Below are 18,756 nucleotides of genomic sequence, written 5' to 3'. Positions count from 1 at the left end.
GCGCCGTGGACCGTCTCCGGGCGATCCACGGCGCGGTGGCGCGCTCGACCTCCTCGATCGTCGTGGTGTCCGCCACCGACGGCGGCGGCAAGAGTCATCTCGTCGACTCCGTGCTCGTCCAGCTGACCGGCATCACCGCGGTGCTGGTCCGGGCTCTGCCGTGGGAGAAAGACGCGCGATGGGTGGTGGCGGCCCGCGTCCTGGACCGGCTGCCACGGCCGGAGGCCGATCTGCCGCGTCGGCCCGAGCCCGGCTTCGATCCCCCTGCCACCGAGCAGCCGGAGTCCGACTCGCCCGGTGACGCACCCGGGGGCGCGCCTGGCGGATTCGCCGTCCTTGTCGACGCCCTGGCGCGCGCTCTCACCGCCGCCGGTCCCGGCACGGTCATCGTGATCGACGATGCCGAGTACTGCGATCCCGACTCCCTGCGGGTGCTCGCCTCGGCACTGGAGGCGGCCGGCCCGACCCCGGTGCTGCTCGTCGTCACCCTCGGAAGCCCCGCCCGCGGCCCGTCCGCGACGCTGTGCGCACAGCTCGCCCGGGAGACGGTGCGCCTGGGCCCACTCGATCAGTCCGAGATCCGCGAACTGGTGGCCACCCGGACAGGCCGGGAACCCTCCGCCGCCGCGGCCCGTCAACTGCTCGAGTTCACCGGTGGCGAGGCGGGAGCGGTGGCGACGGTGGTCGACGAGGCCCCCGACTCGTGGTGGGGGTCCCCGTTCTCCGTGCCTCCCCTACCCGCCTCCGTCGAGCGGGAGACCGTCGCGCTGCTCGCCGATATGGACCCCGACCAGCGCGCTGTACTGGAGGCCGCCGCGGTGCTCGCGCCGCCGGTCACGCTCACCTCCCTGGCCGCCCTCATCACCGCGCGGACGGGGAGCACCCCGAACGAGGCCGTGGTCTCGTCCGCGCTCGACGCCGCCCACGAGGCCGGCCTGATGCGGATGGACCTGTCCCCAGGTGCCGCCGGGATCCTCTTCCGCTCGCCCCTCCTGCGCACGTCGGTGCTGCGCAGCCTCGCGCCGAGCCTCCTGCTGGAACTACACACACTGGCAGCCGGCGTGGCCGAACAGCTCCACGACACAGACGCGGCGCTGGACCACCGCGCGTCGGCGTCGACCGGGCCGGACCCGGACCTGTCCGAGAACCTGCGCATCCGCGCGCTCGAGCACGCCCGCGCCGGCCACTGGAGCGACGCGGGCCGGGCTTTCCTCACCGCTGCGGCGCTCAATCCAGATGCCGATGCCGCACGCGAGCTGCACGTCGACGGAATCGACGCGCTCATCAACTCCGGGCGGATCAGCGAGGCCCGCGCCCTGTCCCACGCACTCGAGCGGGTACGCAAGAACGCTCGGCGCGACGCCGTCCTGGGGTCGCTCGCTCTGCATCTCGGCCACGCCCGTGAGGCAGAGGCCCAGCTGGGCCGCGCCCTCACCGCCGGTGCGGACAAGGACCCGCACGCACCGGCAGAGCCGTCCGTCGCGCTCGCACTCGCGCAGAAGTACGTCGTCCACTCACTGTGCGAATGGCGTCCCGACCGGATCCGGCACTGGGCGGCGGTGGTCATCTCCAGCCCCGCCCGGGACCGCCCCGAGATCGAGGAGGCCCGCGCCGTCGAACTGCTGGGCAGTGCGATCGACGGCGGGACCTATACCGGCCCCGCGATCGATGACCGGCTGGCCGGGCTCGCCCCGGCCGTGGCCCAGCGCTTCGAGATGGCGACAGGCTGGATCGCCCTGGCCCGCGACGATCTCGAGACCGCCCGCCGGCACCTCGGCTCGGCCGTCCCGACCGCCGATGTCTCCGGCTCGGCCCGCATTTCGCTTTTCGCCCAAGCATGGCTCGCCCGGACGCTCACGATCCGCGGGGAGTGGGACGACGCCCTGCGGGTGGTCGATACCGCCGCCCGACGAGTCGATGATCTGGAACTGGATCTGCTCGCCCCTGTCATCCACTGGTCCGGCGCCGTCATCCGCTCGATGCGCGGCGACCACCTCGGGGCCGCCGCCCACCTGCGCAGCCTAACCACCAGCAGCGACGCCTACCCCATGCAGATCATCCCGTCTGCGATGGCCCGCATGCAGGTGGCCGCCGCGAGCGGCGACTACACGTCCGTCCGGCTGGCCGCCGAGCCGATCGTCTCGCTGTCCCATGCGATGGACATCGATCAGCCCGGGTTCTGGCCCTGGCACGACCTGTACGCCCACGCCCTCGTGCTGGGCGGCAGGCTGGACGAGGCCGAGGGGCTCATCGGCCCCTCGGAATCCCGGGCCGAGGCCCAGGGGCACCGCTCCACCCTCGCCCGTCTCGGCGCCGTCCGCGCCCGCATCGCCGCGGTACGTGGGGACGTCGACGAGTGCAATCGGATCTTCCGGCGCAGCCTCGAGCACCTCGACGGCCTGGCGATGCCCTACTACTCGGCGCGCATGCACTTCGGCTATGGGCAGACCCTGCGCCGGGCGGGACGACGTCGTGAGGCGCACCTGGCGCTGGGTACCGCCCGCGACATCTACGAGCAGCTCGGCGCCCGCGCATACGTGGAGCGGTGCGACCGCGAACGCCGCGCCGGTGGCGTGGACGTCACCCGCACCGGCGGGAACAGCACGCTGACCCCTCAGGAGCGGGCCGTGGCAACGCTAGTGGCGGACGGCCGCACCAACGCCCAGGCCGCCGAGGAACTGTTCCTGTCCGTCAAGACCGTGCAGTACCACCTGACCCGCATCTACTCGAAGCTCGGCATCAGCGGCCGGACCGAACTCGCGGTCTACGTCTCGCGCAACGCCGAGCCCTTCAGACCCGACCCCCCGGGAGACCAATGAGTAACCGCCCCGACGTCCGCACGCCCGGAACCCCCACCGGTGTGTCCACCGGGGAGAACGACCCGGACGCCCCGCCCGGCCGGCCCTCGCCCCGTCAGGTCCTCACCGATCTCGGCCCCCGCGAGTTCGCCAACGCCCTCATCGCGCTCATCTTCTCCGCGACCGGCCCCGTGGCGGTCATCCTCACCGCAGGCGCCCAGGGCGGACTCTCCCCCGCGCAGCTGTCGTCGTGGATCTTCGGCGTGTTCTTCGCCAACGGACTGCTCACGATCCTCATGAGCTGGGTCTACCGCACCCCGCTCGCGTTCTTCTGGACCATCCCCGGCACCGTGATCGTCGGAAACTCCCTCGGACACCTGGGCTGGTCCGAGGTCCTCGGCGCATACGTGGTGACGGGTCTGCTGATCGTGGCGGTCGGCCTGTCAGGGCTCGCCCGACGGCTCATGGACTGGATCCCCATGCCGATCATCATGGCGATGGTCGCCGGTGTCTTCCTCCAGTTCGGGCTCGGACTGGTCGACGCCGTGTGGACCTCCCTGACCGTGGCCCTGCCGATGGCGATGGCCTTCGTCGTCGTCGGCGCAGTACCTCGGCTCGCCCGGGTCTTCCCCCCGATCCTCGCGGCGATGGTCGCCGGGATCATCGCCGTGGTCCTGACCGGCGGCCTGTCCCGCGGGGTACTCGACGGAGGCCTCGTGGCAGCCCCCGTGTTCCAGGCACCCGAGTTCACCCTCCGCGCGATCACCGAACTGGTGGTCCCGCTCGCCATCACCGTGCTGGTGGTGCAGAACGGCCAGGGCATCGCCGTCCTGCGCGGCCGCGGCCATCACCCGCCGGTGTCCGCGTGTGCCACCGCCTCCGGCGTGTGGTCGCTTCTGGTCGCCTCCATCGGCGCCGTCTCCACATGCCTGACCGGCCCGACCAACGCGTTGCTCGTGTCCTCCGGCGAGCGCGAGCGCCACTACGCGGCCGCGATCGCGAACGGCGCGCTGGCGCTGGTCGTGGGCATCCTCTCGCCGGCGTTCGTCGGGCTCATCCTGGGCACCCCCGCCGCGTTCATCGCGGCCCTCGGCGGGCTGGCGGTGCTCGCCCCACTCCAGGGGGCGTTCATCACCGCGTTCCGGACCAAGCGCGCGCTCGGCCCCTCGTCTGCTTCCAGGTGACCGTCGCCGACGTCTCTCTGATGGGCATCTCGGCGCCGTTCTGGGGCATCGTCCTGGGCATTCTCGTGACCGCACTGCTCGAACGCCGTTCGATGTCCTGACGGCCTGCCGCGGGACGGGCTGTTCGGGGATGCCGGCCGTCTACGCTCCCCGGGGGACAATCCGGAAATGACCCAGGCCGCCCCGCGATGCGGGACGGCCTGGGGTCGCTGGTGTGTGACGCGCGGCTGACTACGCGGACCTCTCGCGCGGCTCCTCGTCGGAGACCGGCACGATGGTGGGCAGGACGTTGTCTCGGACCGTCTCGCCACTGACCACGACGCGGGCCACATCGTCGCGACCGGGGATGTCGTACATCACCGGGAGGAGGACCTCCTCCATGATCGCGCGCAGGCCGCGGGCACCGGTGCCGCGCAGGATCGCCTGATCGGCCACGGCCTCGAGTGCGTCCTGGGTGAACTCGAGCTCGACGCCGTCCATCTCGAACAGCCGGGCGTACTGCTTGACCAGCGCGTTCTTGGGCTCGGCGAGGATGTTGACGAGCGCCTCGCGGTCCAGGCTCGTGACGGTGGCGACCACCGGCAACCGGCCGATGAACTCCGGGATGAGCCCGAACTTGACCAGGTCCTCCGGCATGACCTCGGAGAAGTTGGCCGTGGTGTCGAGTTCGTTCTTGCTCGCGACCTCGGCTCCGAAACCCAGGCCCTTGCGGCCCACACGGTCGCCGACGATCTTCTCCAGCCCCTGGAACGCTCCGGCCACGATGAACAACACGTTGGACGTGTCGATCTGGATGAACTCCTGGTGCGGGTGCTTGCGACCGCCCTGCGGCGGCACAGAGGCCTGCGTGCCCTCGAGGATCTTCAGCAGCGCCTGCTGGACGCCTTCACCGGACACATCACGGGTGATCGACGGGTTCTCGGCCTTGCGGGCGATCTTGTCGACCTCGTCGATGTAGATGATGCCCATCTCGGCGCGCTTGGTGTCGTAGTCCGCGGCCTGGATGAGCTTGAGGAGGATGTTCTCGACATCCTCGCCCACGTAGCCGGCCTCCGTCAGCGCGGTGGCGTCGGCGATCGCGAACGGAACGTTGAGCATCTTGGCCAGCGTCTGCGCGAGGTACGTCTTGCCACAGCCCGTGGGGCCAAGCATCAGGATGTTGGACTTGGCCAACTCGACGCTGTCCCCACGGCCGATGGTCGCCCCCACGCGGATGCGCTTGTAATGGTTGTAGACGGCCACGGCCAGGTTCCGCTTGGCGGCATCCTGCCCCACCACGTACTCGTCGAGGAACGAATGGATCTCCGCCGGCTTGGGCAGCTCCTCCAGGCCGGACTCCTGCGCGTCCTCGACCTCGGATTCGATGATCTCGTTGCACAGCTCGATGCACTCGTCGCAGATGTAGACCCCGGGACCGGCGATCAGCTTCTTGACCTGCTTCTGACTCTTCCCACAGAAGGAGCACTTCAACAGGTCGCCGCTCTCACCCACACGTGCCATGAGTTCTACGTCCTCGCAATCCAGGGGCGCCGATGCACGCCCCCAAGTCGACGGTACGCGCAGCGGATCGAAAAGCCGACCCCTGCGCGGTCAGTTCATTGCACCCGACGGCGCGCCGCTACCCGTAGCGGCGCGCCGTCACCGCCTCAGTTGGTCGCCGACAGCTTGCGGTAGTCGAAGACGGTGTCGATGATCCCGTACTCCTTGGCCTCCTCGGCGGTGAGGATCTTGTCGCGATCGGTGTCCTTGCGGACCTGATCGGCATCACGTCCGGTGTGGCGGGCCAGCGTGGTCTCCATGAGACGACGCATGCGCTCGATCTCGGCGGCCTGGATCTCGAGGTCCGAGACCTGGCCCTGCATGCCGCCGGTGGCGGGCTGGTGGATCAGGATGCGCGCGTTCGGCAGGGCGGCGCGCTTGCCCGGCGTACCGGCGGCGAGCAGGACAGCGGCGGCGGAGGCCGCCTGGCCCAGGCAGACCGTCACGACGTCCGGCCGGACGTACTGCATCGTGTCGTAGATCGCCATCAGCGAGGTGAACGAGCCACCCGGCGAGTTGATGTACATCGTGATGTCACGGTCCGGGTCCTGGCCCTCCAGGACCAGCAGCTGGGCCATGATGTCGTTCGCCGAGGCGTCGTCGACCTGGGTGCCCAGGAAGATGATGCGCTCCTCGAAGAGCTTGTTGTACGGGTTGGACTCCTTGACGCCGTAGCTGGAGTGCTCGACGAAGGACGGAAGGATGTACCGGGAGGACGGCATTGAGGTCATCTGGGACTCCGTGGTCGTGGTCTGGAATGGGCGGACGGCGGGAACGGACCCGCGGGGAGCGGGATCGATCACGACGGGGAGGTTCCGCCGGACTGCGACGCACGCGCGATGACGTGGTCGACGAAGCCGTACTCCTTGGCCTCCCGCGCGGTGAACCACCGGTCGCGATCGGAGTCCTCGGTGACCTGCTCGAAGGTCTGGCCCGTGTGCTGCGCGATGAGCTCGGCCATCTCCCGCTTGGTGGCGGCGAACTGCTCGGCCTGGATCGCGATGTCGGCCGCGGAGCCACCGACACCGGCGGAGGGCTGGTGCATCATGATCTTGGCGTGCGGCAGGGCGTAGCGCTTGCCCTTGGCCCCGGCGGCCAGCAGGAACTGGCCCATCGAGGCGGCGAGGCCCATGCCGTACGTGGCGACGTCACACTCGACGAACTGCATCGTGTCGTAGATCGCCATGCCGGCCGTGACCGAGCCTCCCGGCGAGTTGATGTACATCGCGATGTCACGGGTGGGATCCTCGGCGGCCAGCAGGAGGATCTGCGCGCACAGCCGGTTGGCGATGTCGTCATCCACCTGGGAGCCGAGGAAGATGATCCGCTCCTGCAGGAGGCGCTCGTACACCGAGTCGCCGAGGGTGAGCCCGTGCGAACCCGGGGAGTTGAGGGCGGGCTGTGTCGGAGTCGAACCGGGCGTAACCGCTGAACCGTTCTGTGCCACGGGGAACCTACCTTCGCTCATCGTCTTCGCCGCTACCGCGGCGCCCGGCCGGCCGGTGGCCGGGAAACCGTTACGTCAAACACTAACCAACTACACCGACGGAACCGTCCCGCCGGGGCGGGTGTTCGCTCTCAGCGTCGACCCGACCCGGCTGCCCTCCCCCGGGGACCCGACCAAATAGCCGACGGCCGACCACCGTCTCGCGGTGGCCGGCCGTCGGCACGGGACGGGCCCCGATCACTCGGGCCCGTCCGGCGGATGTCAGTCCTCGGAGGCCTGCTCGTCAGAGGCCTGCTCGTCGGTGGACTCGGCGGCAGCCTCGGTCGACTCGGCCTCGGCGTCCTCGCCGGTGCCGAAGAACTCGCTGGTGTCGACGGCGTTGCCCTCGGTGTCCTTGACCGTGACCTTCTCGATCACATCGGCCAGGGCCTTGGAACGACGCACGTCGGCGAACAGCGAGCCGAGCTGGCCGGCCTGCTGGATCTGCTGGACGAACTGGTTCGGGTCCATGCCGTAGCGCTGCGCCTGGAACAGGATGTGCTGGGTGAGCTCCTCCTGCGAGACCTCGGTCGAGGCCTCCTCGGCCACCGCGTCCAGCAGGAGCTGGCTGCGGATCGCGCGGGCGGCACCCTCACGGGTCTCGGACTCGAAGGTCTCGCGGTCGGTGCCCTCGGCGGCCAGGGCCTGGTCGAGGATCGCGGTGTCGCCACCGAACTGGTCGACCAGCTGGTGCATCTGGGCGTGGGCCTCGGCGTCGACGACGGCCTCGGGGGTCGGGACCTCGGTGGCCTCGATCAGGGCGTCGAGCACCTTGTCGCGGATCTCCCCGGCCAGGCCGGCCTTTGCCTGCTGGGCGACCTTCTCCACCAGGTCGGCGCGCAGCTCCTCGAGGGTGTCGAACTCGCTCGCCATCTGGGCGAACTCGTCGTCGGCCTCGGGCAGCTCGCGCTCCTTGACGGACTGCACGGTGACGGTGATGAGCGCCTCCTTGCCGGCGAACTCACCGGCGACGAGCGAGGAGGGGAACTCCTTGGACTCGCCGGCCTTGAGGCCCTTCGCGGCGTCGTCGAGTCCCTCGACGAGCGTGCCGGAACCGAGCTCGTAGGACAGCCCCTCGGTGGAGGCCTCCTCGACGGCCTCGCCGTCGACGGTTGCGGCCAGGTCGACCGACAGGAAGTCACCCTCCTCGGCGCCACGCTCGACACCCTTGAGGGTGCCGAACCGGGCGCGCAGGTTGTCCAGCTCGGTGTCGACCGCGCTGTCGTCGGCCACGGGCGCCTCGACGGTGACCTCGAGCTCCTCGTACTTCGGCAGGGTGATCTCCGGGCGGACGTCGACCTCGGCCGTGAACTCCACGACGTCGTTGTCCTCCAGCTTGGTGACCTCGATCTCCGGCTGCGCCAGGACCTTGAGGTCGTGCTCCTCGATGGCCGCCGAGTAGCGGGCGGGGATCATGTCGTTGATGACCTGCTCGAGGACGGCCGGGCGGCCGATCCGCGACTCCAGGAGCTTGGCCGGGGCCTTGCCCTTACGGAAACCGGGGATGTTGACCTGACCTGCGAGCGCCTTGTACGCCTTGTCGAAGTCCGGCTCGAGCTCCGCGAACGGCACCTCGACGGTGACCTTGACCCGGGTCGGGTTCAGCTGCTCGACAGTGCTCTTCACGGTGATGTTCTCCTAGAAAGTCTTCGGGGATTCGTACGTCGTTCTCCGCTGGTCGGGATGACAGGATTCGAACCTGCGACCCTCCGCTCCCAAAGCGGATGCGCTACCAAGCTGCGCCACATCCCGGTGAGTCGCGCGGCCGGCCACCCCACGTCGCGCGCGGGAAACCTGCCGGGCCGTTAAACCAACTCTCCCAGTGTACGACAGGCCCGACGTGGCGCCGATTCCGAGTTCGCGGCCCGGGAGTTGGGGGCTTCGCGACCGTCCGGTAGTGTTGGCGGAGCACGCGCGGGACCGGGGATGAAACACCAGGTCACGCCGCCGATGCGGGTGTAGCTTAATGGTAAAGCCTCTGCCTTCCAAGCAGAATACGCGGGTTCGATTCCCGTCACCCGCTCCACACGATGCCCCGCCCGGTCGATCGCCGACCGCGCGGGGCATCCGTCATCTGGACGCGCTCCCCCGCCCCGCCTGACAGGTGGGACACCAGAACAGCGTGCGGGCCTCCATCGTCTGCAGCGCGATCTCTGTCCCGCAGACCCGGCACTCCCAGCCGTCGCGCTGATAGACGTAGTTCCGCGGCCGGTCGGTTCCGCGCCGCGGCAGGTCCCCGTGGTCGTGTTCGTCACGGATCGTGTGGATCGCGCCGGTGTCGACGCCCACCGCCATGAGGGCCACGAGGTCGTCCCACATCGCACGGAACTCGGCCTCGCGCATCGCGGTGCCCGGCCGGAACGGGTCGATGCCCGCACGGAACAGCACTTCAGCGCGGTAGACGTTGCCGACACCGGCCAGGACTTTCTGGTCCATCAGCAGCGCGCCGATCGGGCGGGAGCTGCGGCGGATCCGCGCCCACGCCCGCTCCGGGTCGGCGTCGGGGTCGAGCGGGTCGGGGCCCAGCCGGTCGCGGACGTCGGCGACGCCGTCGTCGTCGACCACCTCACACCTCGTGGGGCCCCGCAGGTCCACGACGTGGGCCGGGCCGCCCCTAGCTGCCTCCCCCGACCCACCGACGCGCATCCGCACCTGCCCGACAGGCGCGGGCGGCTCGGCCCCGTCCTCGACGAGGTGGGTGTCGAAGAAGCCGTAGAGGCCCAGGTGGATGTGTACCGCCAGGCCACCCTCGTAGTGGTGGAAGAGGTGCTTGCCCGTCGCCGTGGCGTGGTCGAAGTACCGTCCGTCGACGACGACATGGTCGACGAACCGCCCTTGTGGGCTGGACACACGGACGGGCCCGCCTGCGAAGTACCGGGTGTGCAGGCGGGCCAGTCGGTGGAGGGTATGCCCCTCGGGCACGGTGTATCGGGTTCCGGTTCTCTGTCTCCGTGCCTCAGGCTCCGGGCGCGGACGGGACCTCGGGAGCGACCCCGGTGCGCTCGTACTCGGCGAGGATATCGATGCGGCGCTGGTGGCGCTCGACCCCGGACCACTCCTGGTCGAGGAACGCATCGACGATCGCGAGCGCCTCCTCGCGGGAGTGCATGCGGCCACCGAGGCCGATCAGCTGCGCGTTGTTGTGCTCGCGGGCCAGTCGAGCGGTCTCGACGCTCCAGGCCAGAGCGCAGCGGGCGCCGGGCACCTTGTTCGCGGCGATCTGCTCACCGTTGCCGGAGCCGCCCAGCACGATGCCGAGACTGCCGGGGTCGGCGACGACCTTGGCGGCGGCGTCGATGCAGAAGGCCGGGTAATCATCCTCGGCGTCGTAGATGTGGGCGCCACAGTCGATCACCTCGTGCCCGGAGGCGTTCAGATGCTCGGCGATGGCGTTCTTGGTCTCGAAGCCGGCGTGGTCCGCTCCCAGGTAGATGCGCATGCGGAAGATTCTGCCACGTGCTGCCGTGCCGGGAACGCGCGGTGGAGGCGACGCCCGGTGCACTCAGGGTCGGAGGCCGATAGCCAGTGTCCCCGGCGAGCAGGTCCTCCCCCGAGATCACGCCGGACCCGCTCAGTCGAACCGCGGGTCCTCGGTGCGGCTGCGCTTGAGCTCGAAGAAGTACGGGAAGTCGGCGAGCAGCGCGGCGCCATCGAAGACCCGGCCGGCCTCCTCGCCACGCGGGATGCGCGTGAGCACCGGGCCGAAGAAGGCCGTTCCGTCGACGTGCAGGACCGGGGTACCGACCTCGTCGCCGACCGGGTCCATTCCCCTGTGGTGCGAGGCGCGCAGCTCGTCGTCGTACTCGTCGGTCCCCGCCGCGACGGCGAGGTCGGCGTCCAGGCCGGCCGCCTCGAGCGCCTCGGCGATCACGGCCGGGTCCCCGATCCCCCGGCCCTGGTCGTGGATGCGGGTGCCGAGCTCGGTGTAGAGCGTTCCGAGAACCCCCTGGCCGTGGCGCTTCGCGGCGGCGATCGCCACCCGCACCGGGCCCCAGCCGAGCTTCATCTTCTCCAGGTAGTCCTCGGGCAGGTCGCGTCCATCGTTGAGGACGGACAGGCTCATCACGTTCCAGGTCAGCGTGATGTCGCGGACCTTCTCCACCTCGAGGATCCACCGACTGGTCACCCAGGCGAAGGGGCACAGCGGGTCGAACCAGAAGTCGACGGAGACGGGCGCGGACTGCGTGCTGGTGGTCATGACCCCATCTTCCCCGTCCACCCCGGTCGCCGCCACCACCGGTTTCGTTCGGGGGCGAGTGGTAGACCTGATGCCGTAGCCGTCTTCCGAAGGAACCGAGGATCCCCACCATGCGCTCGCTCAACCTCACCCGCGCCGACGCCGCCGCCCGCTCGGAGCTGCTCTCCGTCGAGTCGTACGAGGTGGAGGTCGACCTGACCGACGGGCACGGCGGCCCGGGATCGGACCGGTTCCGTTCGCGCACCGTGGTGCGGTTCTCCTGCAACCGACCGGGTGCCGAGACGTTCATCGACCTGCGCTCCGCGGTGATCCGGTCGGCGGTACTGAACGGCCGGGAACTGTTCCCGGCCGGGGAGGGGAACAACTACGACGACGAGGTGGGCCTCACGCTCCCGGACCTGCAGGCCTCGAACGAACTCGTCGTCGATGCGGATCTGAAGTACACGACCACCGGTGAGGGTCTGCACCGGATGGTCGACCCGGCCGACGGCGAGGTCTACCTCTACTCGCAGTTCGAGACGGCGGATGCCAAGCGGGTCTTCTCCTGCTTCGACCAGCCGGACCTCAAGGCCCGCTACACGCTGACGGTCACCGCGCCCGAGAACTGGGTCGTCGTGACCAACACCGCGGCCGAGCAGTCGCCGGCCGACGGCGGCGGCGTCGTGCACCACTTCGCGCCCACCGACGTCATGTCGACCTATCTGGTGGCGCTCATCGCGGGCCCGTACCACGTGGTGGAGGACTCCTACCGCGACGAGCACGGAACCATCCCTCTACGGCTGCTGTGCCGGGCGTCGCTGGCCGAACACCTCGACTCCGAGCGACTGTTCGCGGAGACCAAGGAGGGCTTCGGCTTCTATCACCGCGAGTTCGGACTGCCGTACGCGTTCGGCAAGTACGACCAGATCTTCGTGCCCGAGTTCAACGCCGGCGCCATGGAGAACTCCGGCGCGGTGACGTTCCTCGAGGACTACGTGTTCCGGTCCCGGGTCACCGGCTACCGCTACGAACGCCGCAACGAGACACTGCTGCACGAGATGGCCCACATGTGGTTCGGCAATCTCGTGACCATGCGCTGGTGGGACGACCTGTGGCTCAACGAGTCGTTCGCCACCTTCGCCTCGGTGCTCGCCCAGGTCGACGCCACGCAGTACACGGACGCCTGGACCACCTTCGCCAACGTCGAGAAGTCGTGGGCGTACCGCCAGGACCAGCTGCCGTCCACCCACCCGGTGGCCGCCGACATGACGGACCTGGAGACGGTCGAGGCCAACTTCGACGGCATCACCTACGCCAAGGGCGCCTCGGTACTCAAGCAACTGGTGGCGTACGTGGGTCGCGAGCCGTTCCTCACCGGCCTCCGCACGTACTTCACCGAACACGCCTTCGGTAACGCCCAGTTCGACGACCTCCTGTCGGCGCTCGAGAAGTCCTCCGGTCGCGACCTCTCCGGCTGGGCCGACCAGTGGCTGCGCACGACCGGCATCAACCCGATCTCGGTGGAGGTCGCCCACTCCGGCAGCGCCATCACCGAGCTCGCCGTGCTCCAGAGCCCGGCCGCCCCCGGCGCCGGGGAGCTGCGCACACACCGGCTGGGCGTCGGCCTCTACAGCCGTAATGACTCCGGCGAGTTGGTTCGTACCGCCCGCGCCGAGCTGGATATCCACGACGAGCGCACGGTCGTGGGCGACCTCGCCGGCCAGCCCGTCCCCGACCTGATCCTGCCCAACGACGACGACCTCACGTACTGCTCCGTCCGCCTCGACGATCGCTCGGTGGCCACCGTCCTCGACTCGCTGGAGGACATCTCCGATTCCCTGGCCCGCACGCTGTGCTGGTCGGCGCTGTGGGAGATGACCCGGGAGGCACGACTGCCGGCGCGCAGGTTCGTCGAGGTGGTCTCTCGTGCCGCGCCGCGCGAACCTCACATCGGCGTGGTGCAGCGGGTGCTCACGCAGGCGCAGACCGCACTGGCCCGCTACGCCGACCCCGACTGGGCCGCGGCCACCGGCTGGAAGACCTTCTCCCGCGCGATGCTCGAGGCCGCCCGGGCCGCCGAGCCGGGGTCAGACCATCAGCTCGCGTTCCTCACCGCACTGTGCGCCTGTCCCATCGGGGCCGACCAGTGCCGGGCTCTGGAGACACTCCTCGACGCCGGTGCCGACGAGGCGGGACTGCCCGGTCTCGTCGTGGACACGGACCTGCGGTGGACCGCGCTCACCGCGCTGGTGGCCGCGGGAGCAGAGGACTCCGAGCGGATCGATGCCGAACTCGCGGCCGATGACACCGCAGGTGGCGCCCGACGGGCCGCCACGGCGCGCGCCGCCCGGCCCACCGTCGGGGCCAAGGAGGAGGCCGAGCAGCTGCTGCTGGCGACCGGCGCCGACGCCCCGAGTAATGCGATCGTGCGCGCGACGCTGCTCGGCATCGACCTGCCCGGGCACGAACACCTGCTGTCCGGGCTGTGCGAGCGCTATCTCGAGGACGTGACCACACTGTGGGCCGCACGCCCGGGCGATCTCGCGCAGACCGTCGCCGAGGGGATCTTCCCGTCGTGGGCCGTGGACACCCAGACCGTCGCACGGTTCGAGTCGGTGATCGCCGATGCGACGAAGCCGGCCGCGTTACGCCGCATCATCGCCGAGCAGTCCGCCGACATGACCCGGGCCCTGGCAGCGCGCACGGTCGACACCGCCGAGTCCGACTGACCCGGCCCCGGGGCCGTCGGACGCCGCGGGGATCAGGCGGCGTCGAGGTAGAGGTAGTCCTCCCAGTGGGGGCCGATCTCCCGCAACTGGGACACCAGCCGCCAGGTACGACCGCGAGGTGCGACCAGCGGCGCCCGCAGTTCCCAGCCGAGTTCCGAGAGCAGTTTGTCGGCCTTGCGGTGGTTGCACGGCGCACACGAGGCCACGCAGTTCTCCCAGCCGTGTGCCCCGCCCCGACTACGCGGGATCACATGGTCGATCGTGGTGGCGCGGGCGTTGCAGTACCCGCAGCGGTGTGAGTCCCGGTGCATGAGCGCCGCGCGCGTCATGGGGATCTGCGCGTGGTACGGGATCCGGACGTACTCGCGAAGCCGGATCACCGAGGGCACCTTCACCGACGTCTCCACGGATCGGACCACGACCTCGGTCGGGTGGTCATGGACCACATCGGCCTTGCCGCCGATCAGCATCACGACCGCGCGACGGGCCGGCAGCGCGGTGAGCGCCTCGTAGCTCGCGTTCAGCAGGAGGACACGAGGGGCCGCCGCGAGCGTGACCGGCCGGGCGCGCGCGGAGGGTTCGGAGCGGGCATCGGGCACGGGTTCGAGCCGGCCGGGGCGTCGTGACACCCGTTGTCGGTACTCCGAGTTCTCGCGCACTGCAGTGCCCATGTGTGGTCTCCGCTCGTCTCTTCGAGCCCAGTGCACCATGGTCGACCGGGCCCGCGATGAACCTCGCCTGCAACGATGATGCACCTTCGGTGAACTCTTCGTACGACTAATGCGTCGGAGATCCGGAGGAGCCCGCCCCCGGACGCCCCACACCCGTGACGGACGTCCGGCCCCCGTTCCGCTCCCGATCTGGACAATGGAGCCCATGAGCAGCAGCACGTTCTATGACGAGGTCGGCGGCGCGGAGACCTTCCGCAAGTTGGTCCACGAGTTCTACCGGGGCGTGGGAGAAGATCCGGAGTTCCGGGCGATGTACCCGGAGGAGGATCTCGGACCCGCCGAGGACCGACTTCGAATGTTCCTCGAGCAGTACTGGGGCGGGCCCACCACCTACTCCGAGCAGCGCGGGCACCCGCGGCTACGGATGCGGCACCACCCCTACGTGATCGACCGGACCGCGCACGACACCTGGCTGAAGCACATGATGGCCGCGGTCGACACCATCGACAGCGAGACACTGGATGACGAGCACCGCGCGGCGCTGGTCGACTACCTCACGCGGGCCGCCGCAATGCTGGTCAACAGCCCCGACATCGCATGAATCCCGGGCCCCACGCGCCGCGTCCGTGGGAGGAGATGGTTCTCTACCAGATCTACCCACGGTCATTCGCCGACTCGGATGGCGACGGTGTCGGTGACCTGCAGGGCGTCATCGACCGCATCGGCCACCTCGAGTCCCTGGGCGTGGACGGCGTGTGGTTCTCGCCGATCATGCGCTCCCCCGGCGTCGACCACGGCTACGACGTCTCCGATCCCCGTGACGTCGACCCGTTGTTCGGCGACGTCGACACGCTGGGCCGCCTCGTCGATGCCCTGCACTCCAGGCGGATGGTCCTCATCATGGACCTGGTGCCGAACCACACCAGCTCCGAGCACCCCTGGTTCATCGAGGCGCTCGCCGCCGGACCGGGTAGCCCCGAGCGATCCCGCTACATCTTCCGCGACGGCCGAGGAGAGGACGGCACGCAACCGCCCAACAACTGGCCGTCAGTCTTCGGGGGGCCGGCCTGGACCCGCGTGACCGATCAGGATGGCACGCCCGGGCAGTGGTACCTTCACCTGTTCGCCCCGCAGCAGCCGGATCTGGACTGGTCGAACCCGGAGGTCGCCGACGACCTCGAGCGCACTCTGCGGTTCTGGCTGGATCTGGGGGTGGACGGGTTCCGGATCGATGTGGCCCACGGACTCGCCAAACCGGCGGAACTCGCGGACCTGCCCGACGATCTGGAGATCGCCCAGCTCGTCGTCGACGCCCGTGACGCCCGCTGGGACCGCCCCGGCGTCCACGACGTGCACCGCCACATCCGTCGCGTCCTCGACGAGTACCCCGGCACCGCCGCGTTCGGCGAGGTGTGGGTCGGCCCAGTCGAGAGGTTCGCCCGCTACCTCCGGTCCGACGAACTGCACTTCGCCTTCCACTTCGCCCTCACCGACGCGCCGTTCGAGGCCGATGCCATCCGCACGGCTATCGACTCCGGCCTCGAGGCCGCGCGTGCTTCCGGGGCGGCCCCGACGTGGGCACTGTCCAACCACGATGTCGTGCGCGAGGTGACCCGCTACGGCAACGGCGACGTGGGGCTCTCCCGGGCCCGCGCGATGCTGTTGGTCACGCTGGCACTGCCCGGCATCGCGTTCGTCTACAACGGTGCCGAACTCGGGTTGCCCAGCGACTTCTCGATCCCGCACGACCGCCTCACCGACCCGACCTGGGAACGCACCGGCCACGCCGAGCTGGGACGCGATCACTGCCGCGTGCCGCTGCCCTGGGCCGGGCTGCGTCCGCCCTACGGTTTCTCCGCCGCCGACGAGACGTGGCTGCCGATGCCCGAGACCTGGGCGGGTCTCACCGTCGCGGCCCAGGACTCCGACCCCGACTCGACGCTGGCGCTGTACCGGAAGGCCATCCGGATCCGCCACTCCTGGCCCGCCCCGACCACACCCGATGTGCACTGGACCAGGAAACTTGACGGGTGTCTGGAATTCCGGCGCGAAGACGGCCCGGTCGTGTGCATGATCAACACATCCCGTCGATCGGTGCCACTTCCGACCGGCGATGTGGTCCTGTCCTCGGGACCGCTCGACGGGGACCACCTGCCACCGGACACCGCCGTGTGGCTCCGGAACTGAGACGAAGAAGGAATCGAGAGATGCGACTTTCGGGCAAGACCGCCATCGTGACCGGCGGGGCCGGCGGGATCGGCCGCGGCATCACCCGCGCGTTCGTCAAGGAGGGCGCCTCCGTCCTCGCCGTGGACATCAACGACGAAGCCGGCGCGGCGCTCGTCGACGAGCTCGGCGAGAAGGTCCGCTTCCTGAGTGTCGACATCTCGGTCGAGGCGAACGCCGAGAAGATCGTCGCCGCCGCGGTCGAGGAGTTCGGCGGGGTCGACATCCTGGTCAACAACGCGCACGCCTCTCAGCAGGCCCCGCTGTTGGAGACGACCCAGGACATGCTCGACCTGTCGTTCAACACCGGTTTCTACCCCACGTTCTGGTTGATGAAGGCCGCGCACGCCCAGCTGGCGGAGCGCGGTGGGTCGGTGATCAACTTCGCTTCCGGCGCCGGGATCAACGGCCATCCCACCCAGGGCTCGTACGCGGCGGCCAAGGAGGCGATCCGTGCCATCAGCCGCGTGGCGGCGAACGAGTGGGCCCGGGACGGGATCAACGTCAACGTGATCTCGCCGCTGGCGCTCACCGAAGGCGTGGAGAGCTACATCGAGGCCAACCCGGGAATCGAGAAGAAGCTCCTCGCCGGCACCCCCATGCGCCGGTTCGGTGACCCGGAGGGCGACATCGGCCGGGTGGCCGTTTTCCTCGCATCCGAGGATGCCTCCTACATGACGGGGCAGACCCTGATGGTGGACGGTGGCAGCGTCATGCTCCGCTGAGCCCGGTCATGATCCTTGGAGGCCGAGCCTCGGCAGGACGACGTCGCGGACCGTGTCCGGATTACGTTCGACCACGATCCAGCGCCTGCCGAGGTCCCGGGCGGCGACCGCGGTCGTGCCCGACCCGGCGAACAGGTCCACCACCAGATCATCGGGCCTGGTCGACAGTTCGATGATGCGTCGCATCAGCGCCTCGGGCTTGGGGGTGCGGAAGCCGTCGACGCCGGCCGCGCGCAACTCGGCGCGGGCGGTGTCCGTCGAACCCACCTCCTGGGACAGCCAGATGGTCTTGAGCTTCTTGATCCGACCCACCTCGTGCCGGTCCCGCTGATAGATGTCGATGCGTGTGCCCGAGCGGCCTCGCACCGTCCGGCACACCAGCTCGTCCACGCGCTCGACGGCGCGATCCCGGGACCAACGCCACACCGCCGGCGTGAGGTCGCCGAACACCGGCAGGATCTCGACCTTTCCGGGCCCGGGATCCACCGCGACGGCACCGGTCTCCGGATCCCCGTAGAGCGGGTACGTCATGGTGGGGGTCGTCAGCGGGTTGAAGCGCTTGTTGGTGTTTCGTAGCGGCAGAAGCCGGAAGTTCACCCCGTCGGAGTCCACGTGCGGAAAGTCCGCCGGGTTGACCGCGGCGGCGATCCCCCCGTCCAGTACCACCTTCTCCGGGTTCCGCGCGTACACCATCAGGCGGTCGTGGGAACCGGCGAAGAATCGATCGAGTTGGCGGCCCTTCGGGTTGCTCTCCACCGTGAGGTCGGCGATGAACGCCTCGACGCCGAACACCTCATCGAGCAGGCATCTCACCCGATGCGCCTCCGCGTCGTCGAGGTGCACCCAGATGGTCCCGGTCTCGGCGAGGAGTTCTCGCGCCACGACGAGGCGTTCTTCGATGTAGGCGAGCCACTCGTGCCGGGGCATGTTGTCGTCATAACCGTTGAAGCTGCCGCCGCGGTTATAGGGCGGGTCGAGATACGCCAGCTGGGTGGTGCCCACCGGCCCCAGCCCGAGCTCCTGTAGGTCACCGGCGGCCTCGGCGAGCCGAGCACCGTCGCCTACGAGCACGGCCCCCCGAGCCGGTGCAGCGGATCGTTCGGCAGAACGGCCCGTCGGGCCGCCTACCTGCGCCGGGAGGGCAGCACAGAGGCGCGGGGCGGGCCCGTGTGCGCCCGGTGGCGACGGCTCGCCCCGGCCCGGCCAGGCGACCGAGAACCC

14 protein-coding genes, 2 tRNA genes and 1 pseudogene are annotated in these 18,756 nt (G+C 69.8%); 7 read left to right on the top strand and 10 right to left on the bottom strand.

The genetic code is table 11. The features are described 5' to 3' along the window. Both ACWIE7_RS03630 and ACWIE7_RS03625 read left to right on the top strand, forming a co-directional pair. On the top strand, positions 1 to 2,819 hold a 2,819-nt coding region (locus ACWIE7_RS03630; RefSeq protein WP_454068603.1), incomplete at its 5' end, for a LuxR C-terminal-related transcriptional regulator. Continuing rightward, a pseudogene (locus ACWIE7_RS03625) lies at positions 2,816 to 4,083 on the top strand (benzoate/H(+) symporter BenE family transporter). The gene ACWIE7_RS03630 and the pseudogene ACWIE7_RS03625, both read left to right, overlap by 4 nt. A gap of 130 nt (positions 4,084 to 4,213) precedes the next feature. Here the strand turns inward: ACWIE7_RS03625 and clpX are convergent. The 5 genes from clpX to ACWIE7_RS03600 form a co-directional block, all read right to left on the bottom strand. After that, positions 4,214 to 5,482 (bottom strand): ATP-dependent Clp protease ATP-binding subunit ClpX, encoded by a 1,269-nt coding sequence (clpX, locus tag ACWIE7_RS03620; RefSeq protein WP_454068602.1) that lies wholly within the window; start codon positions 5,480 to 5,482, stop codon positions 4,214 to 4,216. Positions 5,483 to 5,628: 146 nt separating this feature from the next. Then, positions 5,629 to 6,252: an ATP-dependent Clp protease proteolytic subunit gene (locus ACWIE7_RS03615; protein WP_452099351.1), complete on the bottom strand. Its 624-nt coding sequence runs from the start codon at positions 6,250 to 6,252 to the stop codon at positions 5,629 to 5,631. A 68-nt stretch (positions 6,253 to 6,320) separates the two neighbouring features. After that, positions 6,321 to 6,968 (bottom strand): ATP-dependent Clp protease proteolytic subunit, encoded by a 648-nt coding sequence (locus ACWIE7_RS03610; protein ID WP_454068601.1) that lies wholly within the window; start codon positions 6,966 to 6,968, stop codon positions 6,321 to 6,323. 261 nt (positions 6,969 to 7,229) lie between these two features. Continuing rightward, positions 7,230 to 8,633 carry a trigger factor gene (tig, locus tag ACWIE7_RS03605; protein ID WP_454068600.1) on the bottom strand — a complete coding sequence of 468 codons (1,404 nt, stop codon included), beginning with the start codon at positions 8,631 to 8,633 and terminating at the stop codon, positions 7,230 to 7,232. A gap of 49 nt (positions 8,634 to 8,682) precedes the next feature. Beyond that, positions 8,683 to 8,759 (bottom strand) — tRNA-Pro (locus tag ACWIE7_RS03600). Between the two features lie 200 nt (positions 8,760 to 8,959). Between ACWIE7_RS03600 and ACWIE7_RS03595 the strand changes: the two genes are divergently transcribed. Further along, positions 8,960 to 9,033, top strand: a tRNA-Gly gene (locus ACWIE7_RS03595). Between the two features lie 44 nt (positions 9,034 to 9,077). Here the strand turns inward: ACWIE7_RS03595 and ACWIE7_RS03590 are convergent. The 3 genes from ACWIE7_RS03590 to ACWIE7_RS03580 form a co-directional block, all read right to left on the bottom strand. Further along, the gene (locus tag ACWIE7_RS03590; protein WP_452099349.1) at positions 9,078 to 9,929 is read right to left on the bottom strand and encodes an Fpg/Nei family DNA glycosylase; all 852 of its coding nucleotides are present in this window, start codon (positions 9,927 to 9,929) and stop codon (positions 9,078 to 9,080) included. Positions 9,930 to 9,963: 34 nt separating this feature from the next. Further along, positions 9,964 to 10,446 (bottom strand): ribose-5-phosphate isomerase, encoded by a 483-nt coding sequence (locus ACWIE7_RS03585; RefSeq protein ID WP_452099348.1) that lies wholly within the window; start codon positions 10,444 to 10,446, stop codon positions 9,964 to 9,966. Between the two features lie 132 nt (positions 10,447 to 10,578). Next, positions 10,579 to 11,205 carry a mycothiol-dependent nitroreductase Rv2466c family protein gene (locus ACWIE7_RS03580; RefSeq protein ID WP_452099347.1) on the bottom strand — a complete coding sequence of 209 codons (627 nt, stop codon included), beginning with the start codon at positions 11,203 to 11,205 and terminating at the stop codon, positions 10,579 to 10,581. Between the two features lie 110 nt (positions 11,206 to 11,315). Between ACWIE7_RS03580 and pepN the strand changes: the two genes are divergently transcribed. Then, positions 11,316 to 13,913 (top strand): aminopeptidase N, encoded by a 2,598-nt coding sequence (gene pepN / locus ACWIE7_RS03575; protein ID WP_454068599.1) that lies wholly within the window; start codon positions 11,316 to 11,318, stop codon positions 13,911 to 13,913. Between the two features lie 32 nt (positions 13,914 to 13,945). Here pepN and ACWIE7_RS03570 read toward each other — a convergent pair whose 3' ends face one another. Beyond that, entirely contained in the window at positions 13,946 to 14,584 is a 639-nt protein-coding gene (locus ACWIE7_RS03570; RefSeq protein WP_452099345.1) for an HNH endonuclease, read from the bottom strand. 205 nt (positions 14,585 to 14,789) lie between these two features. Here ACWIE7_RS03570 and ACWIE7_RS03565 point away from each other — a divergent pair, with 205 nt between their 5' ends. Genes ACWIE7_RS03565 through ACWIE7_RS03555 form a run of 3 tightly spaced genes read left to right on the top strand, consistent with a single transcriptional unit; the run spans position 14,790 to position 17,535 of the window. Then, complete coding sequence (locus ACWIE7_RS03565) at positions 14,790 to 15,185, top strand: globin (RefSeq protein WP_344989529.1); 396 nt, start codon at positions 14,790 to 14,792, stop codon at positions 15,183 to 15,185. A 35-nt stretch (positions 15,186 to 15,220) separates the two neighbouring features. After that, a complete protein-coding gene (locus tag ACWIE7_RS03560) occupies positions 15,221 to 16,771 on the top strand; it encodes a glycoside hydrolase family 13 protein (RefSeq protein WP_454068598.1) in 1,551 nt (516 codons plus the stop codon). A gap of 20 nt (positions 16,772 to 16,791) precedes the next feature. Continuing rightward, positions 16,792 to 17,535, top strand: a complete 744-nt coding sequence (locus ACWIE7_RS03555; RefSeq protein WP_452099343.1) for an SDR family NAD(P)-dependent oxidoreductase — start codon at positions 16,792 to 16,794, stop codon at positions 17,533 to 17,535. A 6-nt stretch (positions 17,536 to 17,541) separates the two neighbouring features. Here the strand turns inward: ACWIE7_RS03555 and ACWIE7_RS03550 are convergent, their stop codons facing one another. Next, a complete protein-coding gene (locus tag ACWIE7_RS03550) occupies positions 17,542 to 18,606 on the bottom strand; it encodes a site-specific DNA-methyltransferase (protein WP_454058206.1) in 1,065 nt (354 codons plus the stop codon). Positions 18,607 to 18,756 lie beyond the last annotated feature (150 nt).

The organism is Dietzia sp. NPDC055343 (assembly GCF_053645265.1).
This window is presented reverse-complemented; position numbering and strand designations above follow the sequence as displayed.

What these genes read in the sequence shown, in the direction of transcription:
- clpX (WP_454068602.1), bottom strand. Translation starts at nt 5,482, where the DNA reads ATGGCACGTGTGGGTGAGAGCGGCGACCTGTTGAAGTGCTCCTTCTGT.
- ACWIE7_RS03615 (WP_452099351.1), bottom strand. Translation starts at nt 6,252, where the DNA reads ATGACCTCAATGCCGTCCTCCCGGTACATCCTTCCGTCCTTCGTCGAG.
- ACWIE7_RS03585 (WP_452099348.1), bottom strand. Translation starts at nt 10,446, where the DNA reads ATGCGCATCTACCTGGGAGCGGACCACGCCGGCTTCGAGACCAAGAAC.
- ACWIE7_RS03580 (WP_452099347.1), bottom strand. Translation starts at nt 11,205, where the DNA reads ATGACCACCAGCACGCAGTCCGCGCCCGTCTCCGTCGACTTCTGGTTC.
- pepN (WP_454068599.1), top strand. Translation starts at nt 11,316, where the DNA reads ATGCGCTCGCTCAACCTCACCCGCGCCGACGCCGCCGCCCGCTCGGAG.
- ACWIE7_RS03570 (WP_452099345.1), bottom strand. Translation starts at nt 14,584, where the DNA reads ATGGGCACTGCAGTGCGCGAGAACTCGGAGTACCGACAACGGGTGTCA.
- ACWIE7_RS03565 (WP_344989529.1), top strand. Translation starts at nt 14,790, where the DNA reads ATGAGCAGCAGCACGTTCTATGACGAGGTCGGCGGCGCGGAGACCTTC.
- ACWIE7_RS03560 (WP_454068598.1), top strand. Translation starts at nt 15,221, where the DNA reads ATGGTTCTCTACCAGATCTACCCACGGTCATTCGCCGACTCGGATGGC.
- ACWIE7_RS03555 (WP_452099343.1), top strand. Translation starts at nt 16,792, where the DNA reads ATGCGACTTTCGGGCAAGACCGCCATCGTGACCGGCGGGGCCGGCGGG.